We start from the raw sequence: 25,144 nt of genomic DNA on the forward strand, positions 1-25,144 counted from the left end.
GCCGCGGATCCGCGGCACCCCTGGTGCTTGGTGAGGTTCGAGCCTCGGCCCTACAGGCGGACCAGCATCTTGCCCGTGTTGGCTCCATCCAGCAGGTCCATGAAGGCCTGCGGTGCATTTTCCAGCCCGTCCACCACTGTCTCGTCGTAGCGGACGGCGCCGCTGGCCAGCCAGCCGGCCATCTTCTCGGCGAACTCTGCAGCGTGCTGGCGCTGGCCGCCCACCAGGAAGCCGCGCAGGGTGAGCTGCTTGCCGATGGCCTGCATGAGGTTGTGCGGGGCGGGGGTGGGCTCAGTGGAGTTGTACTGGGTGATGGCTCCGCACATGGCCACCCGGCCGCCGACGTTCAGGACGGACAACGCTGCTTCGAGGTGTTCGCCGCCCACGTTGTCGAAGTAGACGTCGATGCCCTGGGCGCCTGCGGCTTTCTCGAGCTGTTCCCGCACGGGACCATCGTGGTAGTCAAAGGCCGCGTCGAAACCGAGCTCGAGGAGCCTGGCCACCTTGGCGGGCGAGCCTGCGGAGCCGATTACCCGGGAAGCGCCCATTGCCTTGGCGATCTGGCCCACGAGCGAACCGACGGCACCGGCGGCGCCGGAAACGAAGACGGCGTCCCCTTCCTTGAACTCGGCCACTTTGAGGAGGCCTGCGTAAGCGGTGAGGCCGGTCATGCCCAGCGCACCCAGGAACGCCGATGCGGGTGCCAGGTCGGTCCGGGCCGGGGAGGCAGCGTTGCCGTCAACCACGGCGTATTCGCGCCAGCCGAGGGCATGCACGACGACGTCGCCTTCCTTGTGCGCCTCGGAACGGGACGCGATGACCTCACCCACGGCGCCGCCGTCGAGCGCTTTGTCCAGCGCGAAGGGCGCGGAGTAGGACTTGGCGTCGTTCATGCGGCCTCGCATGTAGGGATCCACGGAGATGAAGAGGTTCCGGACCAGGATCTGGCCCTCGCCCACCTCGGGCAGCGGCGACTCGGCCAGGCGGAAGTTCTCCGGGACGGGCCGGCCCACGGGGCGTGAGGCGAGCTGGATTTCACGGGTTGCTGCGGGAAGGGTGGTGGTGCTCATGCTGCGTACTCCAAAACTTTGAGTTCGACGGTGATGTTGCCGCGGGTGGCGTTCGAGTAAGGGCAGACCTGGTGGGCCTTGGCCACCAGGGCTTCCGCCGTTTCGAGGTCGAGGGCGGGAAGGGCGATTTCCAGTTCGGCGGCGAGGCCAAATCCTGCCCCATCGTCCAGCTGGCCCAGGTGGATCTTGGCGGCGACGGCCGAGTCGGTCAGGTCAGCGCGCTCCTTGCGGCCCACCAGGCGGAGCGCCGAATGGAAACATGCGGCGTAGCCGGCCGCGAACAGCTGTTCAGGGTTGGTGCCCTCGCCGTTGCCACCGAGTTCCACCGGGCTGGCGAGGCCTACTTCGAGCTTGCCGTCATTGGACCGGGCGCTGCCGTCCCGGCCCTCGCCGGAGGCAAGCGCTTCTGCTGTGTAAAGGGTCTTCACGTGGATGACCGCCCTTTCATGGTTGGTGTCTGGGTAAATTCTTGGGCTCGCGGGAGCGTTGTGGCCGGGCAGCTTCAGACCGCGTCGTGGAGGGCGGCGGTGAGCTTGCTGAGGGTTCCGCGCAACTGCTCAAGCTCTCCGGCCGTCAGCCCGGCGGCGTCGGCCAGTCGCTGGGGAATCGCTCCGGCCTTGCTGCTCAAGTCCTTCCCGGCGGCCGTCAGATGGACGGCCACGCGGCGCTCGTCATCTCCGGAGCGGCGGCGTTCCACCAGGCCCAGGGCTTCGAGCCGCTTCAGCAGCGGGGACAGCGTTCCCGAATCGAGGCCGAGCTCGTGGCCGACGTCCTTGACCCCCCGCGGCTCGTTTTCCCACAGCACCAGCATGACGAGGTACTGCGGATAGGTCAGTCCCAGTTCCTCCAGCACAGGCCGGTAGACGGCCGTGGCGGCACGGGAAGCCGAGTAGAGGGCGAAACACACTTGCCGGTCGAGTCGGGGAGCATCAGTCACGACCATAATGCTAGTCCACAATTCAATTGTGCACAACTTATCTTCGATCACTGCTCTTCCCCGGCACGCGAAAAGGCGCGACGCCGGCACTTTGGTAAGTGCCGGCGTCGCGCTTTCTTCTTGCCTGTATGGGCCGTACAGTGCGGCGTCCCGTGCCGCCCGGACGGGTTCGCGGCCTACAGGTCGCGGATGGTGCGCAGGGCCGCGCCGGTGAGCACCCGGATCCCAAGACCCAGCGCCTTTTCGTCCAGGATGTAGTCCCCGCGGTGCAGGTCGTATTCCTCACCGCCAGGCGTCTTGGTACCCAGCCGCATCATGGCGCCGGGAAGTTCGGCCAGGAACCAGGCGAAGTCTTCACCGCCCATGGACTGCGGGGTAAGCACCACGGCGCTCTCGCCGATTTCAGCGCGGGCCGCTGCCTCGATGAGGGCGGTCTCGTGTTCGGAGTTGACCACGGGCGGCACTCCCCTGGTGTGTTCGAGGTGGACGTCGACGCCGTAGGGTGCGGCCACTTGGTGCACTACTTCGTCCAGCAGTTCGCCGGCGGCGTGCCACGCGTCCCTGTCCAGGCAGCGCATGGTGCCTGCCATGTAGCCGGTGCCCGGGATGGCATTGGGGGCCGAGCCCGCCGTGATCTGCCCCCATACCACCGATACGCCGCTCCGGACATCCACCCGCCGCGACAGCACGGCGGGCACATTGACGGCGATCTGCGCCAGCGCGAACACCAGGTCCTCGGTGAGGTGCGGACGGGAGGTATGGCCGCCGCGGCCGGAGAGTTCGATCCGGATGGTGTCCGAAGCCGAAGTGATAGCCCCGATGCGCGTGCCGATCTTGCCCACTTCGATCCGGGGGTCGCAGTGCAGGGCCAGGATCCGCGGAACACCGTCCAGCACACCCTGCTCGATGCACGCATGGGCGCCACCGGGCATGGTTTCCTCGGCCGGCTGGAAGATGATGCGGATGGTCGCGCCAAGGGGCGATTCCTGGTGCATGCGGTGCAGGACCAGCGCGATCCCCAGCATGGTGGTGGTGTGGACGTCGTGGCCGCAGGCGTGCGTTACGCCGTGGTTCTTTGACGCGAAGGGCAGGCCGGTTTCTTCGATGATGGGCAGGGCGTCAATGTCCCCGCGGAGCGCCGTGGCGATGGGGCCCTCACCTACATCGACGGTGAGCCCGGTCCCCTCCAGCCGGCGCGGCGCCAGGCCTGCGGCTTCCAGCCGCTCGGCCAGCTTGTCAGTGGTGCGGTACTCCTTGAACGAAAGTTCCGGATGCGCGTGCAGATCCCGGCGGAATTCGATCAGTTCCGGCAGGAGCGGCTCCAGCCACGGAGCCACCAAAGCGGTGGGTTCGGCTTCAGTAGTGTAATTGCGCACTGCTTCACTCTAGCGATGGTGGCCGCAATAGCGTCCATCACAGTCGCCGCGTTACATCCCGGGCAACGGCCGGTGCCCGGGATGTGGTTGGGGGTGACCCTAGAGAACGTCGGTGTCGCCGCTGGCTTTGAGGGCGTCCACCGCGGCCTTGACCCGCTGCGAGTTGGCCATGGTGGTGACCAGGAGGGCATCGGGGGTATCCACGATCACTACGTCTTCAATGCCGATCAGGGCGATGACGCGCTTGGTGTCGGTGACCACTACGCCGCTGGAATTCTCCGTGAAGACGCGGGCACCCTCGCCCAGCACCGTGACGTCATCCACTTCCCTGGCGGAGTTGAGCCGGCCCACGGAGGCAAAGTCGCCGACGTCGTCCCACCGGAAGGTTCCGGGCACGACGGCGACGTCCCCGGCTTCCGCGGCGGGTTCGGCCACTGCGTAGTCGATGGCGATCTTCGGCAGCGTGGGCCACACCCGCGCGGTGACAACATCCCGCTCCGGAGTGTCCCAGGCACGGGCGATTTCCTGCAGCCCCTGGAACAGTTCGGGCTGGTTGGCTTCCAGGTGCTTGAGCAGAAGCGCCACCGGAGCGACGAACATGCCGGCGTTCCAGACGTAGTTGCCGCTTTCAACGTATTGCTGGGCCACCGTCTCATCCGGCTTTTCGACGAATTCCACAACGTCCTGCGCGCTGGGCGCTCCTTCGACGCGGAGCTCCTGGCCCGAACGGATGTAGCCGAAGCCCGTGGATGGGTGGGTGGGCTTGATGCCGATCGTGACGATCTTCCCGGCGGCTGCGGTGTAGATCGCCTCGCGGACTGCTTCCTGGAAGAGCTGGTCAGGGCTGATCACCTGGTCCGCGGCGAAGGACCCCATGATGGTGTCGGGATCGCGTTCGTGCAGGATGGCGGCAGCGAGTCCGATTGCGGCACCGGAATCCTTCGGCTCGGATTCAAGCACCAGGTCCGCGTCCTGTACCTCCGGAAGCTGCCTGCACACTGCATCGCGGTGCGCCTTTCCGGTGACCACCAGCATCCGGTCCCCCGCGAGCGGTTGGAGCCGGTCGTAGGTGGCGCGCAGCAAGGTGCTGCCCGAACCGGTGAGGTCGTGGAGGAACTTGGGAGCTGCGGCTCGTGACAGGGGCCAGAGGCGGGTCCCCACTCCGCCCGCCGGAATCACCGCGTAGAAGCGGTCCAGAGGTGATGCCGGGCTTGTCACTTTGTCTGTACTCATCAAGGCCCACTTTAGCCGAACGGGTGCGGTTGGCTGCGTAGACGGACCCGCGCCCGGAGCCATGCCTGAATGCAGGACAGCCGCTGTCGGAGCAAGGCTTTGTGGCGTTTGTCTCAAAAAATCAGAAAAACCGCGCCACTGCTGGGCAGCAAGATGCTCCTAAATTGAATAAGCTGTGAGCGAAGCCTAGATTTAGGCCTGAGCTACGAGTGCTCTCGCAGCAGGCGTTCCCCCCGCGTGGATCTCATGCCAGCGCCGCTGTGTTGCAGGGAGGTTTATCAGTGCCGACAAAACCAGCTGGCACCTTGTACCGCGGCCGTGAAGGCATGTGGTCATGGGTAGGACACCGGATTACCGGTGTAGTGATCTTTTTCTTCTTGTTGGTCCACGTGCTGGACACAAGCCTGGTGCGTGTGTCCCCGGAGGCGTACACCGCCGTCATTGGCGCCTACAAGAATCCGCTGATGGCACTGGGTGAGACCGGCCTTGTCGCTGCGATCGTGTTCCACGCCTTCAACGGCCTGCGCATCATCGCAGTGGACTTCTGGAAGAAGGGCGCCAAGTACCAGCGCCAGATGCTCTGGGCAGTCCTGGGCCTCTGGGTTGTCACCATGGTTGCCTTCTCCATCCGCCACCTGTCCCTCGCCCTCGGAGGTCACTAAGCCATGACTGCAACCATCGAGAGCCCCCGCAGCGGGCGGATCGCACCCCAGTACCGCCGCAACGGCGGGAGCCGGGGCAACTTCGAGATGATCGCCTGGCTGTTCATGCGCCTCTCCGGCGTGGTGCTGGTGGTCCTCATCTTCGGGCACCTGTTCGTGAACCTCATGGTCGGCGAAGGCATCCACGCCATCGACTTCGGCTTCGTGGCCGGCAAGTGGGCGGATCCGTTCTGGCAGTTCTGGGACCTGGCCATGCTGTGGCTGGCCATGCTGCACGGCACAAACGGCGTGCGCACCATCATCAACGACTACGCCGAGAAGGATTCAACCCGCCGCTGGTTGAAGACGGTCCTCTACTCGGCCACAGTGGTCATCATCGTCCTGGGCACCCTGGTGATCTTCACCTTCGATCCGTGCCCCGTGGTGGACGGCGTTCCGCTGCCTGGCGGTTTCTGCCCTGCCTAGCACCAGCATCATCCCGGGCCCGCGGGCATAGACCGCGGGCCCTGTTGTGCGGGGACAGCAACACGCCCCCGTTTGTTTTATTGCGAATTTTGAGAGAAAGAGCGTCTGGTATGCAGGTCCATAAGTACGACGTCGTCATCGTCGGTGCCGGTGGCGCTGGCATGCGCGCCGCGATCGAATCCGGTCAGCGCGCGCGCACAGCAGTACTGACCAAGCTCTACCCCACCCGCTCGCACACCGGTGCGGCGCAGGGTGGCATGTGTGCAGCCCTTGCCAATGTCGAGGAAGACAACTGGGAGTGGCACACGTTCGACACCGTCAAGGGCGGTGACTACCTGGTGGACCAGGACGCCGCCGAGGTCATGGCCAAGGAAGCCATCGACGCCGTGCTTGACCTGGAGAAGATGGGCCTGCCGTTCAACCGCACGCCCGAAGGCCGCATCGACCAGCGCCGCTTCGGTGGCCACACCCGCGACCACGGCAAGGCCCCCGTCCGCCGTGCGTGCTACGCAGCGGACCGTACCGGCCACATGATCCTGCAGACCCTGTACCAAAACTGCGTCAAGCACAACGTTGAGTTCTACAACGAGTACTACGTCCTGGACCTGCTGACGGTCGAAGAGGATGCAGTCCGCGAAGACGGCACCTCCTACAAGCAGAAGCGCGTCGCGGGTGTAGTCTCCTACGACCTCGCCACCGGCGAACTGCACGTGTTCCAGGCCAAGTCCGTGGTGTTCGCATCCGGCGGCGCCGGCAAGGTCTTCAAGACCACCTCCAACGCCCACACCCTGACCGGCGACGGCATGGGCATCGCGTTCCGCCGCGGCATCCCCCTGGAGGACATGGAGTTCTTCCAGTTCCACCCGACAGGCCTTGCGGGCCTGGGCATCCTCCTTTCGGAGGCCGCCCGCGGTGAGGGCGCCATCCTGCGCAACTCGGACGGTGAACGCTTCATGGAGCGGTACGCCCCCACCATCAAGGACCTGGCACCGCGAGACATCGTGGCCCGTTCCATGGCCAACGAAGTCCGGGAAGGCCGCGGTTGCGGCCCTAACAAGGACTACGTCCTCCTGGACCTGACCCACCTGGAACCGGCGCACATCGACGCCAAGCTTCCGGACATCACCGAGTTCGCCCGCACCTACCTTGGCGTGGAGCCCTACACGGAGCCGGTGCCGGTGTTCCCCACCGCGCACTACGCCATGGGCGGCATCCCCACGAACATCGAAACCGAAGTCCTCCAGGACAACGACACCGTGATCCCCGGCCTGTACGCCGCGGGTGAGGTGGCCTGCGTGTCCGTGCACGGCTCCAACCGCCTGGGCACCAACTCCCTGCTGGACATCAACGTATTCGGCAAGCGTGCCGGCGTTGCCGCCGCGGAATACGCCAAGACGGCCCAGTTCGTGGAACTGCCGGAGAACCCGCTGGACTACACCACGGAACTGCTGGACATCGCCCGCAACGGCACCGGCGACGAGAAGGTGGCCCAGATCCGCAAGGAACTGCAGGACACCATGGACGCCAACATGCAGGTGTTCCGCACCGCGGACACCCTGAACCAGGTCCTGAGCGACATCGCCTCCTTCGAGGAGCGCTACAAGCACATCAACGTGCAGGACAAGGGAAAGCGCTTCAACCTTGACCTCCTCGAGGCCGTGGAACTGGGCTTCCTGCTGGAACTGGCCAAGGTCATGACTGTTGCTGCCCTGCACCGCGAGGAATCCCGCGGCGGACACTTCCGCGAGGACTTCCCGGACCGTGACGACGAGAAATTCATGAAGCACTCCATGGCGTACAAGGATGACCACGCGCCGGCTGACGGATCGGCGGAAGCAATCGCCGGTATCCGGCTGGCCACCAAGCCGGTCGTCTTTACCCGCTACGAGCCGATGGTGAGGAAGTACTAAGATGACCGCTGAAATCGCTGAGCCAGCCTCAAAGATTGAACTGCCTGCCGGCGTCGGCGGGGGCGGCGAAATCCCCACGTTCGATGTCCACATGCGCGTCCGGCGGTACAACCCGGAGGTCTCGGAAGAGGCCACCTGGGACGATTACCACCTCACCATGTACGGCACGGACCGCGTCCTGGACGCCCTGCACAAGGTCAAGTGGGAGATGGACGGCAGCCTGTCGTTCCGCCGCTCCTGCGCCCACGGCGTGTGCGGCTCCGATGCCATGCGCATCAACGGCCGCAACCGCCTTGCCTGCAAGACCCTCCTGAAGGACCTTGACACGTCCAAGCCCATCACTGTGGAACCCATCAAGGGCCTGCCGGTGGAGAAGGACCTCATCGTGGACATGGAGCCGTTCTTCCAGTCCTACCGGGAGGTTATGCCGTTCCTGATCAACAAGGGCCACGAGCCCACCAAGGAACGCCTCCAGTCCGCTGAGGACCGTGAGCGCTTCGACGACACCACCAAGTGCATCCTTTGCGCTGCGTGCACGTCCTCCTGCCCGGTCTTCTGGACCGACGGCCAGTACTTTGGCCCGGCGGCCATCGTGAACGCGCACCGCTTCATTTTCGATTCCCGTGATGACGCCGGCGACATGCGCCTCGAGATCCTCAATGACAAGGAAGGCGTGTGGCGCTGCCGCACCACCTTCAACTGCTCCGAGGCCTGCCCCCGCGGCATCCAGGTGACGCAGGCGATCGCCGAGGTCAAGCAGGCGATCCTGTCCCGCAAGATCTGACGTAGGAACAACCTGACGACGGCGCCGTCCCCACTCAAGGGGGCTGGCGCCGTCGTCGTATCATCACCAAAACGCACGTTGCCCTATCAGATATGGTCCCTAAAACCGGGTTTTAGGAGCCTTATCTGATAGGGCAACGGCAGGAAAAGGAAGGGGACACCGTGTCCCGCACAGAGAAGGTCACATTCGCCGGTTCCACCGGAGAGATGCTGTCCGGGATCATCGATGTTCCGGAAGTCCCCGTCAAGGGCTGGGGCGTGTTCTCGCACGGATTTACCCTGGGCAAGGACAGCCCGTCCGCATCCCGGATGTGCAAGGCCCTTGCGGACAGTGGCGTGGGCATGCTGCGGTTCGACAACCTGGGCCTGGGCGGTTCGGCCGGCGAGTGGTCTGCCGGTTCCTTCAGCCATAAGGTTGCCGACACGGTCAAGGCTGCGGAGTTCATGCGCAGCGAGGGCAAGGAAATTTCGCTGCTGGTGGGACACTCCTTCGGCGGCGCGGCAGTCCTGGCCGCGGCCCGTGAGATCCCGGAGCTCGACGCCGTTGCAACAGTTGGCGCACCGTTCTCGCCCAAGCACGTGGCCCACGTCTTCGACGCGGCCCTGGACCGGATCCTGAGCGAAGGCAGCGCCGAAGTTGACCTGGGCGGCAAGCGGGTGGAGATTCGCAGGCACTTCGTGGAGGACCTGGAAAACGCCGACCTTACGGACTGCATCCGCCAGCTGCACAAACCGCTGATGGTGCTCCACTCCCCCACTGACAACACCGTAGGTATCGAGAATGCCAGCACGATCTTCCAGACCGCCCGGCACCCCCGGAACTTTGTCTCCCTGGAAGGCAGCGACCACCTCCTGACCGGCAAGGGGCAGGCCGCGCGGGCGGCCAGGATCATCGCGGCCTGGGCCGACCAGTACCTCGACGCCGCGCACTGACCGGCTCCCTTGCTGCCGGCCATCCGGGCGCGGCCTATTTGCCGATGGCGGCCTTGCTCTCGCTGATCCACTGCTCCGCCGCCTTCTCCGGCGTCAGCCGCTCGAACAGCACCTCTGTGTTGATCCGCGCCGTGATCTCGGAGACCGCCGTCGAACCCGTGGGCCCGATGTAGGTGGGCGCGAAGTCCATCTTGCCGATCTCGCCGATGTAGGCGGCCTCCACCTTGCCCTGCGGTGTCAGGAGGTCCTGGATGGCCGAGCGCATTTCAGGGTTGCTTGGCACGCCGCGGTCGCTCTGGATGATCTTGGCCGCGGACTGGTTGTTGACCAGGAAGTTCACGAGCTTGGCGGCGGCCTCGGTGTGCTTGCTGCGGGCAGAAATGGTGTAGAACTGCGACGACTGGAGCCAGATGCCCGGTGTCGGCTTTTCGCCGGGGAGCTTGAGGAGTTTCAGTTCGGCGCCGGAGGCCTTGCTGAGCGCTGTCAGGGAGTTGCTCCAGGTGAGCATCATGCCGGCCTGTCCCATGCCCATGAGGGTCTGTTCGGTGCTGACGTTGAGCTTTTCCACCGTTTCCGAGGCGTTGGGCGCGGCACCGGACTCGCTGAGCTTGAGCGAGAAGTCGAAGTAGTCCTGCACGGTCTCCTTGGTGAGGCCAAGCTGGCCGTCCTGGGTGTAGAGGGACTCTCCCCGCTGCCGGGCGAAGGCGTCCAGGGAGTCGTGGGTGAGGACCGTTGCCGTGCCGTAGGTGCCCTTGGGGCTCTTCGACGTCACGCTCGCGGCGGTTTGGGCGAAGTCCTCCCAGCTCCAGGTGGTGTCATCAGGGAGTGGAACGCCGGCCGCCGCAAAAACAGCCGGGTTCACCACGATGGCGAGGGCATTGGCGCCCGTGGAGATGCCGTACTGCTTGCCCTGGACCTGGCCGTTATCCAGCGCGCCCTGGTCCAGTTTGCCGAGGTCGAGCTGACCTGACACTTTGGCGAGATCAAGCAGCGCTCCACGGTTGGCGTATTCCGCCGGATAGGCGCCGCCCATGGTGATGACGTCCGGCGCATCGTTGGCGGCCACCTGGGTGGCGAGTTTATCGAAATATCCGCCGATGTCCCCGAACTCGGGTTTCACCGTGATGTCCGGGTTGGCGGCTTCGAATTCTGCGATGGCCTTGTTGGTGAGCTCAGCGCGCCCCGCATTGCCCCACCAGGCGAACCGGATCTCCACCGGCCCGTCAGAGGTCCCGCCCGACGGCGCGGAACATGCGGCTGTCAGTCCAAGCAGGCATGCCGCACTGAGCATTGCGACGGTTTTACGGAGGCGGTGGGTACTGTGACGCGTCATCGGGCCAGCTTCTTCCCTCGTCAGAAAACGGTTTCGTGAAACGTATCACAAAGGGATAGGCCGCCAACAGGCCCTGCCGAATCCAGTGGGCACCGGGCGCAGGCTGCTCAGGTCTGGGGAATGGTGTGGCGGGCGCCGAGGATCGATTTGCGTGGCTTGTCCCCCGCCGCCAGGTCGGCTTCGCGGACAGCCGCCCAGCCTGCCGAGACGAGGTAGACCTGGCTGACGAAGTTGAACCAGATCAGCAGCCCGATGATGATGGCAAACGGCGCCAGGAGCGGATTGCGCCCGGCACCGCCCAGCAGCTCAGTGCTGAAAATCTGCAGCACCGTGGTGCCGATGGCGGCCAGGATGGTGCCTTCCAGGAGCGCCCGGCGGGACAGCTTGAGCCCACCGGCCAGCCGGAACATGATGAGGGCTGTCACCCAGCTCAGGACCAGCGGAACGGCGATTTTGATGAGCGTCGTTAACGGGCCCGCCACAGCATCGTTAAGATTCAGGACGTCAGATACCCAGCCTGCTGCCGTCCCGAAAATCAGCGACGCACCGGCGCTGATGACGAGGGCTACCCCGAGGAGGAGCAGGGTGCCCGCGTCCCGCAGCTTGAGGACCACGGGGTTGACCACCAGGGGCGGCAGTTCCATGACGCCCCGCAGGCCGTCCCTGAGCCCGTTGATCCAGCCCAGGGAAGTGATGATGGTGACGATGGCGGCGATGATGGCAGTGAGTCCCAGGCCCTGCGGATTGAGGAGGTCCTGGGGGTCCACCAGGCCCGTTCCGCCGTCCACCTTCAACAGGCCCGGGGCGCTTGCGGCCACACTGCTGACGATGCTGTCCAGCAGCGCCGGCTGTCCACGCAGAACCAACCCGGCAACGGAGAACCCGGTGGCCAGCAGGCCGGTGATGGAGAAAAACATGTTGAAGCCAATACCGGCGCTCATCAGCGGACCGTGCTGGAGGCTGTAGTGCCGGAACGCGCGCATGGGGCGGAAGGCGTTCAGCCGGGCAAGCAGCCACTGGACCATGGCCAGGAGGGACTTGATGCCCCCGCCGCCGGACCGCCGAGCCTTGCTCCAGTCCATCCGCTTTTGGCTGACGGCCAGCTGCAGTTGGGCACGCTCAGTGGGAAGAGGCTGCCCCGCCGGTTCGGGATGCCGCTTCCGCAGCACCGTCCGCGAATCGGGTGCCGGCGTCGTTGTCAGTTTCGGTCCCAAAGTCCAGCTCTTCCCGTAGCTGCCAGATGCCGTCTGCATCATGCTCGTAGAGTCCCATGCTAACCACGGGGAAGGTGGCCTTGTAGTCTTTCAGCACCGTTTCCGCCTCGTCGAGGCTTTCCGGGCTGACGTCGTGGGCGATGGTGACGTGCGGGTGGAAAGCGAAGGGCAGGTCACGCTGCAGCGGACCCTGCTGGAGCTTTTCGTGCAGCTCGACGCATTCTTCGAAACCATCCTCGACCTTAATGAACACCACCGGTGAAACGGGGCGGAAGGATCCGGTCCCGGCGATGGTGACCATGAAGGGGCTTTGCCGGCGGGCCACGTCCCGAACGTGGGCCAGGGTGGCCTCCCAATCATGGGTGGGAGTGGTGGTCACCAGCGTGATGTGCGCCGGCACCACGCCGGCCAGCGGATCGCCGAAGGACGCACGCCATTGCTGGAGCTCTGCTGCGATGTCAGGCGGGAACCCGAGGATGACGCCGACGCTGGAAGACATGGTGCTAGCGGACTCCTGCGAGGCTGTGGGACGGCAGGAAGCCCATGCGCTCGTAGACCTGGGCCATCGTTACGGAGGCGATCTCGCGCGCCCGCTCGGCACCGAGGGCCAGCAGCCGGTCCAGCTCCGCAGGATCTGCCATCAGCTCATTGGTCCGATTACGCAGCGGGGTAACGAAGTCCACCACAACTTCAGCAAGGTCCACCTTGAGGTGGCCATACATTTTGCCCTCGTACTCGGCCTCAAGATCCGCAACCGGCTTGCCCGTCAGGGATGAGTAGATGGTGAGCAGGTTGGAGACGCCGGGCTTCTCCTCGGGGTCGAACCTGATCTCCGTGCCGGCATCAGTCACGGCGGACTTGATGCGCTTGGCGGCAATCTTGGGGTCCTCCAACAGCTGGATAGCGCCGTTGGGCGACTCCCCGGTTTTGGACATCTTGGCGCTGGGGTTCTGGAGATCGTAGATCTTGGCGCTTTCCTTGAGGATGGTGGCCTCAGGGACGGTGAACGTGGCGCCGAACTTTGTGTTGAACCGCTGGGCGAGGTTGCGGGTGAGCTCGAGGTGCTGCCGCTGGTCTTCACCCACGGGCACCAGGTCCGTCTGGTACAGGAGTATGTCCGCGGCCATCAGCGTGGGGTAGGCGAAAAGCCCCAGGGTGGCGGTGTCCGCGCCGGACTTCTGGGTCTTGTCCTTGAACTGGGTCATCCGGGAGGCCTCGCCGAAGCCGGTGATGCAGTTCAGCGCCCAGGCCAGCTGGGCGTGCTCGGGCACGTGCGACTGGACGAAGAAGATGCTCTTGTCCGGGTCGATTCCGGCCGCGATGTACTGCGCGGCCACGATCCGCGTGCGCTTGGCAAGCTCCGAGGGGTCGAAGTCCACGGTGATGGCATGCAGGTCAGGGATGAAGAACACGGCGTCGTACTCGGCCTGCATGTCCACCCAGTTGCGGACGGCTCCGATGTAGTTGCCCAGGTGCAGGGAATCGGCGGTGGGCTTGGCACCGGAGAGGATGCGCTTCTTGGCGGCCGGGGTGGGCTGGAGTGTCATGCGTGAAACTTTCAGGGCTTAGAGCTGGTAGTCCACTACCAGCGGGGCATGGTCGGAGAAGCGGGTATCGTACGTGGCAGCGCGGTCCACGACGGCGGACGTTGCCGAGGCTGCCAGCGCCGGCGTTGCCAGGTGGTAGTCGATGCGCCAGCCGGCGTCGTTGTCGAAGGCCTTGCCCCGCCAGGACCACCAGGTGTACGGCCCGTCCATCTCGCCGGACATGGTCCGGTGGACGTCGTGCCAGCCGATCTCCTCGCCCAGGAACCGGTCAAAGTAAGCGCGTTCGTCCGGCAGGAATCCGGCCTTCTTGAGGTTTCCCTTCCAGTTCCGGATGTCCAGGGGCGTGTGGGCCACGTTGAGGTCACCCACCACGAGGGCATGGTCGCTGTGCTTGGACAGCTCCGGAAGCCGCGTGCTCATGGCGTCCAGGAAGCGGTACTTGTCGTCCTGCTTGGGGGTGTCCACCTCGCCGGAGTGCACGTAGGCGCTGGCAACGGTGAGCTGCACGCGCTCCCCCGATGCATCGGTGACGCGGAAGTCGGCTTCGACCCACCGGCCGGCGGTTGCAAAGTAGTCATCGCCGATCCCGTTGCGGGTGGCGATGGGCTCTTCGCGGGAGGCGATGGCCACGCCGGCGCGGCCCTTTGCCTCCGCTTCGGCGTGATGGATGTGCCAGCCTTCGCCCAGCAGCTGCCGGACAATGGCATCGGGCGCACGGACTTCCTGGAGGCAAAGGATGTCCACGTCACGCGGCTCCAGCCAGGCGGCCATGCCGTTCTTGTAGGCAGCCCGCAAACCGTTAACGTTGACGGATGCGATGCGGAGGTGGTCCTTCTTCAATGCCGAGCTCACCCGTTCCACTCTAGTCGATGATGGTTCCGGCCACGGGCTCGCCGTTGCCGGAGGATTTGATCATGTCCCGGGCGTTGGTTGCCGTGATTTCAATCGTCTCAAGGGCCCGGTTGATGGTGTCCTGGTTGGCAGCTGCACCCTTGGCGCGCTCGTCCTCCACAACGCGGATCTGCACCTGGACAATCTTGAAGGAGTGGTCCAGCTTCAGGTCGCGAACCTCATCTGCCTGGCTGCGTTCGGACACCACAGTGGTTCCGCCATGATCAGCAGCTGACTGCATCGGTCCCCGGCCGGCTGCGGCAGCGAAGGCATTCTGGGCCTCGTTGAGCTTCGCCCCGGCCTTCTTCGCCGCCCGCTGGATGCTGAAGACAACGAAGCAGGCGAGGGCAAGCCAGAAGGCGGCGATAACGGCAACAACCCAGCCCACGACGTCGTTCTGGTTGGCCGCGAAGATCACGGCAACGATGAACGCGGTCACCAGGACCATCAGTCCGGGTCCGCTGATGCGGAACATCGAGAAGCCGCCCTTGGCGGCATGGGGAGCTGAATTGGGGTTGCCCAGAGATTGCATGAACCCATTCTCTCAAATGGCGCGGTATGCTCCCGCCGCCTTCCACCCCGGGCGAACACCCAACCAGGTAGCAGCAGATGTTGTTTAGGCGGCTGTAATCGACATCTGCTGCTACCTGGTTGGGATGGGGGCTACTTGAGGAACAGGGACCGCAGGCGGAGGGTGGTCAAGAGCATGCCCGCGGCTGTCATCACCAGGTAATAACCGATGTGGACCGCAGTAGCGCCTGTGAAGACGCCGACGCTGATTTGGCGCAGCAGCTCCACGCCATGCCACAGCGGCATGGCCTGGATAAACCACTGGATGGGTTCCGGGTAAACGCTCAGCGGGTAGAACGTGGCGCTGAACAGGAACATCGGCAACAGGATGAAGTTGATCCAGTCCATCTGCTGGAAGGTCTTCAGGAAGCTGGTGATTCCCATGCCCAGGCTCGCGAAGCCAAACGCAATGAGCACCGAGGCCGGGATCATCAGCAAGGCCCAGGGCGAGGTGATCAGCCCCATCATTCCCATCACGGCGGTGAAGCCGGTTGCGTAAAGCATGCCGCGCAGGAGGGCCAGGAAAATCTCGCCGAGGGCAACGTCCAGCGGCCCCAGCGACGTGTACAGCATGCCCTGGTACAGCTTGGCGAAGTTCATCTTGAAGAACACGTTCCACGTGGAGTCGTACACCGCGCCGTTCATCGCGGAGACTGCCAGCAGTGCCGGGGCGATGTAGGCCGCGTAGCTGATGGTGGTGCCATCGGGACCTTCAACGGCTCCGACGATAGCCCCCAGCCCCACGCCCATGGAGATGAGGAAGAGCACCGGCTCGAAGAATCCGGACAGCATGACCAGCCAGTTGGTGCTCTTGGTGGCCATCAGCCCCCGGGCGATGACGGCCCTGGCGTTGCGCGAGTAGAGCGGGCCGAAGGTCCGGTCCCGGGCTGCCGCAGAAGCAGCGTCCGCCGGGCCGCCCGGGTCTACGCGGGTACTCACTGACCCATCCTCAGGGCGAAGCGGCGGCGGGTCAGGGTCCAGCCCAGCGCTGCCAGGCCAACGAGGACGGCAAGGTGCAGGAGCGTCAGCAGCGGCGGCTCCTGGTATCCGTAGCTGAGGACCCGTCCCAGCTCGGTGCCGTGCCAGATGGGCGAGATCCAGCCGATCCAGCGCACGGCCAGCGGAAGGGTGTCGAGGGGAAAGAAGGTTCCCGAGAACAGGAACAGCGGCATCACAATGAACCGCATCACCAGGGCGAACTGGCCTTTGTCCTCGGTGATGGAGGCGGAATAGGCCATCAGCGGCAGGCCGAATGAAAGCCCTGTCAGGGTGGCCACCAAAATGGCTGCCCAGCCCCATCCTGACGGCGAAGCGCCGAAGAGGGCCACGGCGAGGAAGTAAATGGCGGACTGGAGCAGCAGGCGCAGCGTGACGGCCATGATATGGCCGGCTGCGATCTGCCCGGGGGTCAGCGGCGACGCGTGCGGGCCATAATAGGTGCGGCGCCACTTGAACCCGTCCATCACCGGGAAGGTGAACTCGTTGGCTGCGGTCATCACACCGGCGGATACCAGAAGTGCCGGGGCGATGAACGCGAGGTAGCTGACTCCACCGAAGGCTGAGCCGCCCTGGCCGTCCACCAGGGTTGCCAGCCCCACGCCCATGGCGAACAGGTAGGCCACGGGCTGGCCCACGCTGTACATCACGATGGACCAGCTGTACCCCTTCATCACGCGCAGCACCTGCTCCGCGTAGTAGAAGGCACCCCAGCGGCGCGCGCGGGCAGCGGCAATCTCCGGTCCGTGTGCCTGCAGGGCACGCGGTGGTACGCCGCGTGCGTCAGTCAACGAGGCTCCGTCCGGTCAGCCGGAGGAAAACGTCCTCCAGCGAGGACCGCCGGACCAGCGAGGTCAACGGCCGCAAACCGCGGTAAACAACCTGCTCAAGGGCGGCCTCGCCGTCGTCCGCGTAAATCAGCACCCGGTCCGGCAGCACCTCGAGGCGTTCGCCGATGCCGTCCAGCTCCGTGGCGATGGTGGTGTTCCGTTCGGAGCCGAAGCGCAGCTCCACCACCTCCCGGGTGGAATGCTCGCGGATCAGCCGCGCCGGTGACCCCTCGGCCATGATCCGCCCCTTGTCCACCACAATCAGCCTGTCGCACAGCTGCTCGGCCTCGTCCATGTAGTGGGTGGTGAGGATCAGCGTGACGCCCTGTTCCTTAAGCCGGAACAGCCGGTCCCACAGGATGTGCCGTGCCTGCGGATCAAGCCCGGTGGTGGGCTCGTCCAGGAGAAGGATGCGGGGTTCGTTGATGAGGGACCGGGCGATGGTCAGGCGCCGCTTCATGCCGCCGGACAGGGCGTCCACCTTGGATTTGGCTTTGTCGGTCAGCTGCGCGAATTCCAGCAGCTCATCGGCCTTGGGTTTCAGGTAGCTCATGGGCAGGCCGAAGTAGCGGCCGTAGACCAGGAGGTTGTCCCTGACCCTCAGTTCCTCGTCCAGGTTGTCCTGCTGCGGGACCACGCCCAGGTGCGCGCGTACCTCCGGGCCGTGCGTATCCGGGTCCAGGCCCATGATGTCCAGGGTGCCGGAGGTACGCCGGGTGACCCCGCCGATCATTTTCATCGCGGTCGATTTACCGGCGCCGTTGGGTCCCAGCAGGCCGAAGGACTCCCCCGCGGGCACCGAGAAGGAAATGCCGTTGACGGCCGCGAGATCGCCGTACTTCTTGGTCAGGTCTTCCGCGGCGATGACGATGGGGCGCGACGGCGGGCTGCCGGACCGGGTGCCGGACGGCAGGAAGGCTTCGTTGTGCACCCTCCGCACACTAGTTGAGGCGCCGGGGATGTGGAAGGGCACTTGCAGTTTGGGGTTAACGGCCGACGGCGGCGCGGTACCTTTCGCTTGAAAGGTAACGCGCCGCCGTCGTGCGAGCGTTTTTCGTGGCTAGCCCTGGACCGAGCGTTCCGCGGCTTCGACCACGTTGGTCATCAGCAGCGCCACGGTCATGGGGCCAACGCCGCCGGGGTTCGGTGAGATCCAGCCGGCCACCTCGGCGGCGGCGGGTTCGATGTCGCCGTGGACACGGCTCTTGCCGGTCTCCGGATCGGTTTCCCGGGTCACTCCCACGTCCAGCAGGGCCGCGCCCGGCTTGACGTCCGCGGCCTTGACGATGTGCTTGACGCCCGCGGCGCCCACAATGACGTCCGCCTGCTTGAGCAGCTCCGGCAGGTTCTTGGTGCCGGTGTGCGTCAGCGTTACCGTGGCGTTGACAGCCCGCCTGGTGAGCAGCAGGCCGATGGACCGGCCAATCGTGACGCCGCGGCCAACCACCACCACGTGCTTGCCGGAAAGGCTGTACCCGTTGCGTTCCAGGAGCTCGATGACGCCGCGGGGCGTGCACGGCAGCGGAGTGGTGATCTCTCCGTTGACGTTGAGCACCAGGCGGCCGAGGTTGGTCGGGTGGAGCCCGTCGGCGTCCTTGGCGGGATCGATCCGCTCCAGGATGGCGTCCGTGTTCAGGTGCTTGGGCAACGGCAGCTGGACGATGTACCCGTGGCAGGCAGGGTCCGCATTGAGTTCGTCAATGAGGGCCTCGACGTCGGCCTGGGTAGCGTCAGCCGGAAGCTCGCGCTGGATGGAGTTCATCCCGATCTGCACGGACTGCTTGTGCTTCATGGAGACGTACAGCTGCGACGCGGGGTCCGCGCCTACAAGCACAGTTGCGATGCCGGGGGTGACGCCCTTGGCCTTGAGTGCGGCCACGCGTTCGGTCAGCTCGGTCTTGATGGCAGCGGCGGTAGCCTTGCCGTCGAGGATCTGTGCGGTGGTGGTTTCAGTCATTGGTTACCACTGCTCGTGCTGGGGGTAGAGCGGGAAGTCGGCGGCGAGCTTGTCGACGCGGGACTGAAGGGCTTCAACATCGGTGCCGGTGCCCGCCTTGAGGGCGGTGGCGATGATCTCGGCAACCTCGGTGAATTCGGCGGCGCCGAATCCGCGGGTGGCCAGGGCCGGGGTACCGATGCGCAGGCCGGAGGTGACCATCGGCGGGCGGGGGTCGAACGGAACGGCGTTGCGGTTCACGGTGATGCCCACGGAGTGCAGGAGGTCCTCCGCCTGCTGGCCGTCCAGCTGCGAGTTGCGCAGGTCAACCAGGACCAGGTGCACATCGGTGCCGCCGGTCAGGACGGAGACGCCGGCTTCGGCGACATCGGCCTGGTTCAGGCGGTCGGCGATGATCCTGGCGCCTTCCAGGACGCGCTCCTGGCGCTCCTTGAATTCCTGGCCGCCGGCGACCTTGAAGGCCACGGCCTTGGCGGCGATGACGTGCATCAGCGGGCCGCCCTGCTGGCCGGGGAAGACGCTGGAGTTCAGCTTCTTGCCCCACTGCTCCTTGGCAAGGATCACACCCGAGCGCGGACCGGCGAGGGTCTTGTGCACGGTGGAGGTGACGACGTCGGAGTGCGGCACCGGGCTCGGGTGCAGGCCGGCTGCCACCAGGCCGGCGAAGTGTGCCATGTCGGTCCAGAGGAGCGCGCCCACTTCATCGGCGATCGAGCGGAAGGCGGCGAAGTCCAGGTGGCGCGGGTAGGCGGACCAGCCGGCGATGATGACCTGGGGCTTCTCGGCGATGGCCTGCTCGCGGAGCTTGTCCATGTCGATGCGGAAGTTGTCTTCCTCCACCTGGTAGGCAGCCACGTTGTACAGCTTGCCGGAGAAGTTCAGCTTCATGCCGTGGGTCAGGTGGCCGCCGTGGGCCAGCGACAGGCCCAGGATCTTGTCGCCGGGGGTGATCATGGCGGAGAGTGCCGCGGCGTTGGCCTGCGCGCCGGAGTGCGGCTGGACGTTGGCGAACTCGGCGCCGAACAGGGCCTTGACCCGGTCGATGGCCAGCTGCTCCGCAACGTCAACGTATTCGCAGCCGCCGTAGTAGCGGCGGCCCGGGTAGCCCTCGGCGTACTTGTTGGTCAGGACCGAGCCCTGGGCCTCCATCACGGCGCGGGGAGCGAAGTTCTCGGAAGCAATCATTTCCAGGGTGCCGCGCTGGCGGCCGAGTTCCTGGTTGAGGACTGCCGCGATTTCGGGGTCGAGCTCAGCCAGTGGCTGGTTGCTCACTGCTGTGGTTGAGGTGGCTGTAGTAGTCACGAAAAACTCCTGGCTAGGGAAACGGGCACTGCTAAGGTCAGGCTACCGGCTGGCGCGCTTCCGCACCGCGTTGATGACAGGCGTGGAAGCCCGGCATGGTGCTGCTGCACTGACGCAGGGGCAGCCCCAATTCCGGCAAAACATGACCCTCGGCCCAGGCGTACGATCCGTGGTCTTCGTGATTGCCGCTCCCTGGTGGTTAGCCACCCAACGCCAGTTGCGACGCTTCCAGCCTATCAAAACCGGCAGCTGCCGCGCGGGTAGGCTGTTACGCGTGAATGAAGACCAGCTGAACCAAGCCTACGTACTTACCCTGTCCTGTCCGGACCGCCCCGGAATCGTCCACGCAGTGGCCGGCGCCCTGCTGGTGGCGGGAAGCAACATCATGGATTCGCAGCAGTACGGCAGCCCGGCCACTGGCAACTTCTTCATGCGGGTGGAGGTCACCACCGCTGCCCCTGCCTCCGAACTGCGGGCAGCCTTGGAGCCGGTGGCAGCGGCCTTCTCCATGCAATGGAGCCTCAATACCGTGGGCGACAAGGTCCGGACCCTGATCATGGCCAGCACGTCAGCCCACTGCCTCAACGACCTGCTGTTCCAGCAGCGCTCCGGCACGCTCCCCATCGAGATTCCCGCCATCGTCTCCAACCACCGGGACCTGGCCGGGCTGGCCGAGTTCTACGGCGTGCCGTTCCACTACATCCCCGTGACGAAAGACACGAAGGAACAGGCCGAGGACAAGCTGCGCGCCCTGATTGCCGAGCACGATATCGAGCTGACCGTCCTGGCCCGTTACATGCAGATCCTTTCTGATGAGCTGTGCACCGACCTCACCGGCAAGGCCATCAACATCCACCACTCGTTCCTGCCGTCCTTCAAGGGCGCCAAGCCGTACCACCAGGCGCACGCCCGCGGCGTGAAGCTGATCGGCGCCACCGCCCACTACGTCACCGCTGCCCTGGACGAGGGCCCCATCATCGAGCAGGAAGTCATCCGGGTGGACCACGCCCGCACCCCGGAGCAGTTCGTACAGATGGGCCGCGACGTCGAAGGCCGCACCCTGGTCCAGGCCGTGCAGTGGCACGCCGAACACCGGGTCCTGCTGGACGGCAACCGGACAGTGGTCTTCAACTAGGTAGCAGCAGATGTCGTTTTGGGGTCCCAAAACGACATCTGCTGCTACTCAGTTGGGTGCGGGAGTGGCTTAGGGTGAAGCCATGGCACCCCTATACCCCTTCGGCGGTCACTCCCCCGCCGTACACGAATCAGCGTTCATTGCCCCCTCGGCGTCCATCATCGGCAACGCCACCCTGGCTGAAGAATCCAGCGCGTTCTACGGCGTCTCGGTCCGGGCGGATACTGCCGCCATTACAGTGGGCGCCGGCAGCAACCTGCAGGACAACGTGGTGCTGCACGCGGACCCCGGCTTCCCCTGCACGGTGGGCGAACGGGTCAGCGTGGGGCACGCCGCCGTCGTGCACGGCTGCACCGTGGAGGACGACTGCCTCATCGGGATGGGCGCCACCGTCCTGAACGGCGCGGTGATCGGCACCGGTTCGCTGGTGGCCGCCGGCGCCGTAGTGCTGGAAGGAACAGTGGTTCCACCCCGCTCGCTAGTGGCCGGGGTGCCCGCCAAGGTGCGCCGTGAACTGACGGAGGAAGAGTTCGACGGCGTCCGCGCCAACGCGTCGCGGTATGTGGAGCTCGCGGCGAAACACCGCGAGCTCCATCACTAGTCGAGGCTAATCGGACCCAGTTCATCCAGCAGGTCGCCCGGACCCGGGTTGCCCTTTGCAGAACCTCCACCCAGGTGGTTGACGACACCCCACACCGCGTTCAGGCCGGTGGTGACGGCGCCTTCAGCCCAGCCCGCGGTGAACGAAACGTCGTCGCCCGCCAGGAAGATGCCGCGCTGGGATTCGGGCAACGTGTCCTGCTTGAAGTGCGTGAAGAGCCGCTGCTGGTAGCGGTACTGGCCGGGCAGGTTGGCCTTGAACGCGCCCATGAAGTTGGGGTCGGCTTCCCAGGACACGGTGATGGGCTGGCCCACGATGTGCCCGGCGATGTCCACGCCCGGGTAGATCTGCTCCAGCGAGTGCAGCATTAGCTCCACCCGCTCATCAGCATCGAGGGCGAGCCACTTCAGCGCGTCGTCGTTCCAGGTGTAGGAGAGCAGGATGACGGCGGGCTGGTCCGGGCCGTTATCCAGCAGGTACGTGGCCCGGTTCAGCCGGTCCGTCAGCGTCATGGACAGGACCTCGTTCCCCGTTTCGGGGTCGATGTCCTTCCAGAACGGCCGGTCCACCATGACGAACGTCTTGGAGGACTGCATGTAGTGGGAGCGTTCGATGGCCGTCCACAGCTCCGCCGGGAACAGGGCCTCCTCGGTGTGGATCCGGGTGGACAGCAGCCACGACTGGCACGTGGTCACCACGGCAGGGTAACTGGCTTCCCGTCCCCAGCGTTCTCGCACCATCAGGTTCCCGTCCGGGCCCCGGCTGATCTTTCCCACGGCGCCGCGGGGCGAGCCGGAGTGCAGCGACGCCAGGGACGTGCCGGCAGGCCAGTGCACCAGGTCCGACGGCGCGTGCTGCCAGAGTGCCTCGGGCAGCCGCTGCGCTCCCCCGCGGATGAAGCGGTGCTGATCATCCGCGTCCGTGTAGACCACGCGCAGGATTTCCAGGATGGAGTTGGGGAAGTCCGTATCCCAGCCGCCGGTGCCGAAGCCCACCTGGCCGAAAGCCTCCCGGTGCGCGAAGCCTGCCGCCTTGAAGGAGTCGCTGGCAGCGATGAAGCCGTAGAACGTCTGTTCGTCCATCAGCGGGAGCAGTTCGTTCCAGAGTTCCTTGATCCGGGCAGTGTCACGCCGGCGGATGGCATCCTGCATCTCACCGAACTTAGCGCCGTCGTTGACGGCTGCCTTCCAGGCGTCCGCGACTTCGCGGAAGAACGGGGGCAAGTCGCCCGGCTTTTCCGCGTAGTGCTTCTTGCCGGCGAGTTCGATCACCGTGCTGGAGGTTGCGTCGGCCAGCGGATTGGGAAAGTCCTGCGTTTCCAGCCCGAGCAGGTCCACGTAGTGGTAGAACGCCTTGCCGGAGACGGGGAAACGCATGCCACCCAGGTCCGCCACAACGCCCGGCGCAGCGGGGAAGGCCGCGGTGCGCAGCCTGCCGCCGATCTGGTCCGCTTCGTAGACCACCGGCCGCAGCCCGAGCTTCATTAGCTCGTAGGCGGTAACCAGGCCGGACAGCCCGGCACCGATGACCGCGACTTCGGTGCCCAGCAGTTCATCCGGAACCGAGCCCAGCCCACCGGGGTGCGCCAGGTAATGGTCGTAGCTGAACGGGAAGTCCGGGTTGAGCATGGTGATGGGTGCCAGCTCCTCCGGATGCCGGGGGGTGTGCTCCGTCAGCGTTGCGGTGCTGGACGGATCGGAGGCGGGAAGCTCGGTAGCGGTGGTCATTGGATATCTGCCTTCAGGGTTGCTGCGTGCTGGTTTGGATGTGTCGGGGCTTTCACCGGAAACAGTGGCTCAAGACTGGTGGTTCACGGCTGGAACGTCCAGGTGTTCGCTGCCGCCGAGGGCCGCCACTTTGGAGTTCCGGCGGCCATAGCCGAAGTAAGCAGCAACCCCCACGAGCATCCAGGCCCCAAAGGTGATCCACGTGTCAGCGCCGAGGTTGGCCATCAGGTAGATGCACATGATGGCGCCGAGGATCGGGGTCACGGGGAAGAACGGCACCCTGAAGGTACGTTCGAGCTCGGGCCGGGCACGGCGCAGGTAGATGACCGCCACGTTCACCAGGGCGAAGGCGAAGAGGGTGCCGATGCTGGTGGCGTCGGCGAGGGCACCCAGGGGCACCAGGCCGGCGGTGAGCGCGACGGCGGTGCCGACGATCAGGGTTCCGGCAGCGGGGGTCCCGGTCCGGCGGGAGACGCGGCTGAAAACCTGCGGCACCAGGCCGTCGCGTGACATCGAGAGCAGGATACGGGTCTGACCGTACAGGACCGTCAGGACGATGCTGGCGATGGCCATGACGGCCCCGACGGCGAAGACCAGGGCGATCCACGGCTGCCCGGTGGTTTCTTCGAGGATCTTCACCAGGGCCGCCTCCGTGCCGTCGAACCATCCCCACGGCCGGGCGCCGATGGCTGCCACGGCGACCAGGACGTAGATGGAGGTGACGATGAGCATGGAGAGCATGATGGCCCGGGGCAGGTCACGCTTGGGATTGCGCGCTTCCTCCCCGGCGGTGGACGCGGCGTCAAAGCCTATATAGGAGAAGAACACCCGGGACGCCGCCGCGGAGACGCCCGCTGCCCCCATGGGCAGGAGCGGATCGAAGTTGCCGGCATTGAAAGCAGTGAAGGCCACAGCGCAGAAGAACAGCAGGATGCCAACCTTCACCGCCACGATGGCGGTATTGATCCAGGCGCTTTCCTTTGCGCCGCGGACCAGCAGGACCGTGGCGAGGAGGACGATCACCACCGCCGGAACGTTAACCATGCCGCCATCGCCCGGGGGCTGTGAGAGCGCGTCGGGCAGGACTGACCCGAAGACTGCCAGCGCCTCGTTGACGTACTGTCCGGCGCCCACGGCGACGGCGGCCACCGAGACCGCATATTCAAGTACCAGGCACCATCCGCAGATCCACGCCATGCCCTCGCCCATGGTGGCGTAGGTGTACGAGTAGCTGGAGCCGGCAACCGGCACCAGCCCGGCCATTTCCGCGTAGGAGACGGCGGACAGCAGGGCGGCGAGGCCCGCAATCGCAAACGAGATCCAGATTGCCGGGCCGGCCAAGGGAACGGACTCGCCCAGGATCACCAGGATGCCGGTACCGAGGGTGGCGCCGACGGAGATCATGGTCAGTTGCAGCACGCCGAAGCTCCGCACCAGCCGGGGTCCGCCGGTTCCGGCGTCGGCTTCAGCCACCATCAGTGCGAGGGGCTTGCGGCGGAGCAGTTGAGTGCCGAGCTTGGGGCGGCCGTCCGTGCGGTCGGTCGCCTGGCCTGGAAGTGTGGGCACAGTCATCGTTGACGTCCGTTCGTGGGTCGGTGGATGGTTGGATTCCCCACCCCAGCGTAGGGGTGTGAGCGGCATCTCAATGGGGTGCAAAGTGACCTATAGTAAA

25 protein-coding genes and 1 riboswitch are annotated in these 25,144 nt (G+C 65.5%); of the genes, 7 read left to right on the top strand and 18 right to left on the bottom strand.

Features of this window, described 5'->3' with window-relative positions; genetic code table 11:
- Positions 1-50: 50 nt before the first annotated feature.
- The 5 genes from UC32_RS04865 to UC32_RS04885 form a co-directional block, all read right to left on the bottom strand.
- Positions 51-1,070 carry an NADP-dependent oxidoreductase gene (locus UC32_RS04865; protein ID WP_045730136.1) on the bottom strand — a complete coding sequence of 340 codons (1,020 nt, stop codon included), beginning with the start codon at positions 1,068-1,070 and terminating at the stop codon, positions 51-53.
- Positions 1,067-1,498 carry an organic hydroperoxide resistance protein gene (locus UC32_RS04870; RefSeq protein ID WP_045730137.1) on the bottom strand — a complete coding sequence of 144 codons (432 nt, stop codon included), beginning with the start codon at positions 1,496-1,498 and terminating at the stop codon, positions 1,067-1,069. Before UC32_RS04870 ends, UC32_RS04865 begins: the two co-directional genes overlap by 4 nt.
- 74 nt (positions 1,499-1,572) lie before the next feature.
- Positions 1,573-2,007 (bottom strand): MarR family winged helix-turn-helix transcriptional regulator, encoded by a 435-nt coding sequence (locus UC32_RS04875; protein ID WP_045730275.1) that lies wholly within the window; start codon positions 2,005-2,007, stop codon positions 1,573-1,575.
- A gap of 176 nt (positions 2,008-2,183) precedes the next feature.
- On the bottom strand, positions 2,184-3,383 hold the full coding sequence (locus UC32_RS04880) for an amidohydrolase (RefSeq protein WP_045730138.1): 1,200 nt from the start codon (positions 3,381-3,383) through the stop codon (positions 2,184-2,186).
- 99 nt (positions 3,384-3,482) lie between these two features.
- Complete coding sequence (locus UC32_RS04885; protein ID WP_045730139.1) at positions 3,483-4,616, bottom strand: mannose-1-phosphate guanylyltransferase; 1,134 nt, start codon at positions 4,614-4,616, stop codon at positions 3,483-3,485.
- Between the two features lie 281 nt (positions 4,617-4,897).
- Here UC32_RS04885 and sdhC point away from each other — a divergent pair, with 281 nt between their 5' ends.
- From sdhC to UC32_RS04910, 5 genes are all read left to right on the top strand, one after another.
- Positions 4,898-5,278, top strand: coding sequence for a succinate dehydrogenase, cytochrome b556 subunit (sdhC, locus tag UC32_RS04890; RefSeq protein WP_015936418.1), 381 nt, complete (start codon positions 4,898-4,900; stop codon positions 5,276-5,278).
- Positions 5,279-5,281: 3 nt separating this feature from the next.
- On the top strand, positions 5,282-5,743 hold the full coding sequence (locus tag UC32_RS04895) for a succinate dehydrogenase hydrophobic membrane anchor subunit (RefSeq protein ID WP_015936417.1): 462 nt from the start codon (positions 5,282-5,284) through the stop codon (positions 5,741-5,743).
- Between the two features lie 110 nt (positions 5,744-5,853).
- Positions 5,854-7,653 carry a succinate dehydrogenase flavoprotein subunit gene (gene sdhA / locus UC32_RS04900; protein ID WP_015936416.1) on the top strand — a complete coding sequence of 600 codons (1,800 nt, stop codon included), beginning with the start codon at positions 5,854-5,856 and terminating at the stop codon, positions 7,651-7,653.
- A 1-nt stretch (position 7,654) separates the two neighbouring features.
- Positions 7,655-8,437 carry a succinate dehydrogenase iron-sulfur subunit gene (locus UC32_RS04905; RefSeq protein WP_015936415.1) on the top strand — a complete coding sequence of 261 codons (783 nt, stop codon included), beginning with the start codon at positions 7,655-7,657 and terminating at the stop codon, positions 8,435-8,437.
- Between the two features lie 161 nt (positions 8,438-8,598).
- Positions 8,599-9,369: an alpha/beta hydrolase family protein gene (locus UC32_RS04910; RefSeq protein ID WP_045730140.1), complete on the top strand. Its 771-nt coding sequence runs from the start codon at positions 8,599-8,601 to the stop codon at positions 9,367-9,369.
- Positions 9,370-9,403: 34 nt separating this feature from the next.
- Here UC32_RS04910 and UC32_RS04915 read toward each other — a convergent pair whose 3' ends face one another.
- The 11 genes from UC32_RS04915 to glyA form a co-directional block, all read right to left on the bottom strand.
- Positions 9,404-10,702, bottom strand: coding sequence for an ABC transporter substrate-binding protein (locus UC32_RS04915; RefSeq protein ID WP_045730141.1), 1,299 nt, complete (start codon positions 10,700-10,702; stop codon positions 9,404-9,406).
- A 107-nt stretch (positions 10,703-10,809) separates the two neighbouring features.
- The gene (locus tag UC32_RS04920) at positions 10,810-11,784 is read right to left on the bottom strand and encodes a YihY/virulence factor BrkB family protein (RefSeq protein WP_200896316.1); all 975 of its coding nucleotides are present in this window, start codon (positions 11,782-11,784) and stop codon (positions 10,810-10,812) included.
- Positions 11,785-11,821: 37 nt separating this feature from the next.
- Positions 11,822-12,415, bottom strand: coding sequence for a 2'-5' RNA ligase family protein (locus UC32_RS04925; RefSeq protein WP_045730142.1), 594 nt, complete (start codon positions 12,413-12,415; stop codon positions 11,822-11,824).
- A 4-nt stretch (positions 12,416-12,419) separates the two neighbouring features.
- Positions 12,420-13,463 carry a tryptophan--tRNA ligase gene (gene trpS / locus UC32_RS04930; RefSeq protein WP_045730143.1) on the bottom strand — a complete coding sequence of 348 codons (1,044 nt, stop codon included), beginning with the start codon at positions 13,461-13,463 and terminating at the stop codon, positions 12,420-12,422.
- 18 nt (positions 13,464-13,481) lie between these two features.
- Complete coding sequence (locus UC32_RS04935) at positions 13,482-14,315, bottom strand: exodeoxyribonuclease III (RefSeq protein WP_045730277.1); 834 nt, start codon at positions 14,313-14,315, stop codon at positions 13,482-13,484.
- Between the two features lie 10 nt (positions 14,316-14,325).
- A complete protein-coding gene (locus UC32_RS04940) occupies positions 14,326-14,886 on the bottom strand; it encodes a hypothetical protein (protein ID WP_045730144.1) in 561 nt (186 codons plus the stop codon).
- A gap of 131 nt (positions 14,887-15,017) precedes the next feature.
- Positions 15,018-15,863: an ABC transporter permease gene (locus UC32_RS04945; RefSeq protein ID WP_045730145.1), complete on the bottom strand. Its 846-nt coding sequence runs from the start codon at positions 15,861-15,863 to the stop codon at positions 15,018-15,020.
- A complete protein-coding gene (locus tag UC32_RS04950) occupies positions 15,860-16,711 on the bottom strand; it encodes an ABC transporter permease (RefSeq protein WP_045730146.1) in 852 nt (283 codons plus the stop codon). Before UC32_RS04950 ends, UC32_RS04945 begins: the two co-directional genes overlap by 4 nt.
- The gene (locus tag UC32_RS04955) at positions 16,704-17,681 is read right to left on the bottom strand and encodes an ABC transporter ATP-binding protein (RefSeq protein WP_045730147.1); all 978 of its coding nucleotides are present in this window, start codon (positions 17,679-17,681) and stop codon (positions 16,704-16,706) included. Before UC32_RS04955 ends, UC32_RS04950 begins: the two co-directional genes overlap by 8 nt.
- A gap of 129 nt (positions 17,682-17,810) precedes the next feature.
- On the bottom strand, positions 17,811-18,707 hold the full coding sequence (locus tag UC32_RS04960) for a bifunctional methylenetetrahydrofolate dehydrogenase/methenyltetrahydrofolate cyclohydrolase (RefSeq protein WP_045730148.1): 897 nt from the start codon (positions 18,705-18,707) through the stop codon (positions 17,811-17,813).
- A 3-nt stretch (positions 18,708-18,710) separates the two neighbouring features.
- Positions 18,711-20,009, bottom strand: coding sequence for a serine hydroxymethyltransferase (glyA, locus tag UC32_RS04965; RefSeq protein ID WP_045730149.1), 1,299 nt, complete (start codon positions 20,007-20,009; stop codon positions 18,711-18,713).
- A 145-nt stretch (positions 20,010-20,154) separates the two neighbouring features.
- Positions 20,155-20,240: riboswitch (ZMP/ZTP riboswitch) on the bottom strand.
- A 43-nt stretch (positions 20,241-20,283) separates the two neighbouring features.
- Between glyA and purU the strand changes: the two genes are divergently transcribed.
- Positions 20,284-21,144, top strand: a complete 861-nt coding sequence (gene purU / locus UC32_RS04970; RefSeq protein WP_045730150.1) for a formyltetrahydrofolate deformylase — start codon at positions 20,284-20,286, stop codon at positions 21,142-21,144.
- An 82-nt stretch (positions 21,145-21,226) separates the two neighbouring features.
- The gene (locus UC32_RS04975; protein ID WP_045730151.1) at positions 21,227-21,745 is read left to right on the top strand and encodes a gamma carbonic anhydrase family protein; all 519 of its coding nucleotides are present in this window, start codon (positions 21,227-21,229) and stop codon (positions 21,743-21,745) included.
- Here the strand turns inward: UC32_RS04975 and UC32_RS04980 are convergent.
- Together UC32_RS04980 and UC32_RS04985 are read right to left on the bottom strand one after the other, a co-directional pair.
- Positions 21,742-23,472 carry a flavin monoamine oxidase family protein gene (locus UC32_RS04980; RefSeq protein ID WP_200896317.1) on the bottom strand — a complete coding sequence of 577 codons (1,731 nt, stop codon included), beginning with the start codon at positions 23,470-23,472 and terminating at the stop codon, positions 21,742-21,744. The two genes, UC32_RS04975 and UC32_RS04980, sit on opposite strands and share 4 nt — an antisense overlap.
- A gap of 69 nt (positions 23,473-23,541) precedes the next feature.
- Positions 23,542-25,044, bottom strand: a complete 1,503-nt coding sequence (locus tag UC32_RS04985) for an amino acid permease (protein WP_045730152.1) — start codon at positions 25,042-25,044, stop codon at positions 23,542-23,544.
- Positions 25,045-25,144: the final 100 nt, after the last annotated feature.

This window comes from Pseudarthrobacter chlorophenolicus, from assembly GCF_000962805.1.
GTDB lineage: Bacteria > Actinomycetota > Actinomycetes > Actinomycetales > Micrococcaceae > Arthrobacter > Arthrobacter chlorophenolicus_A.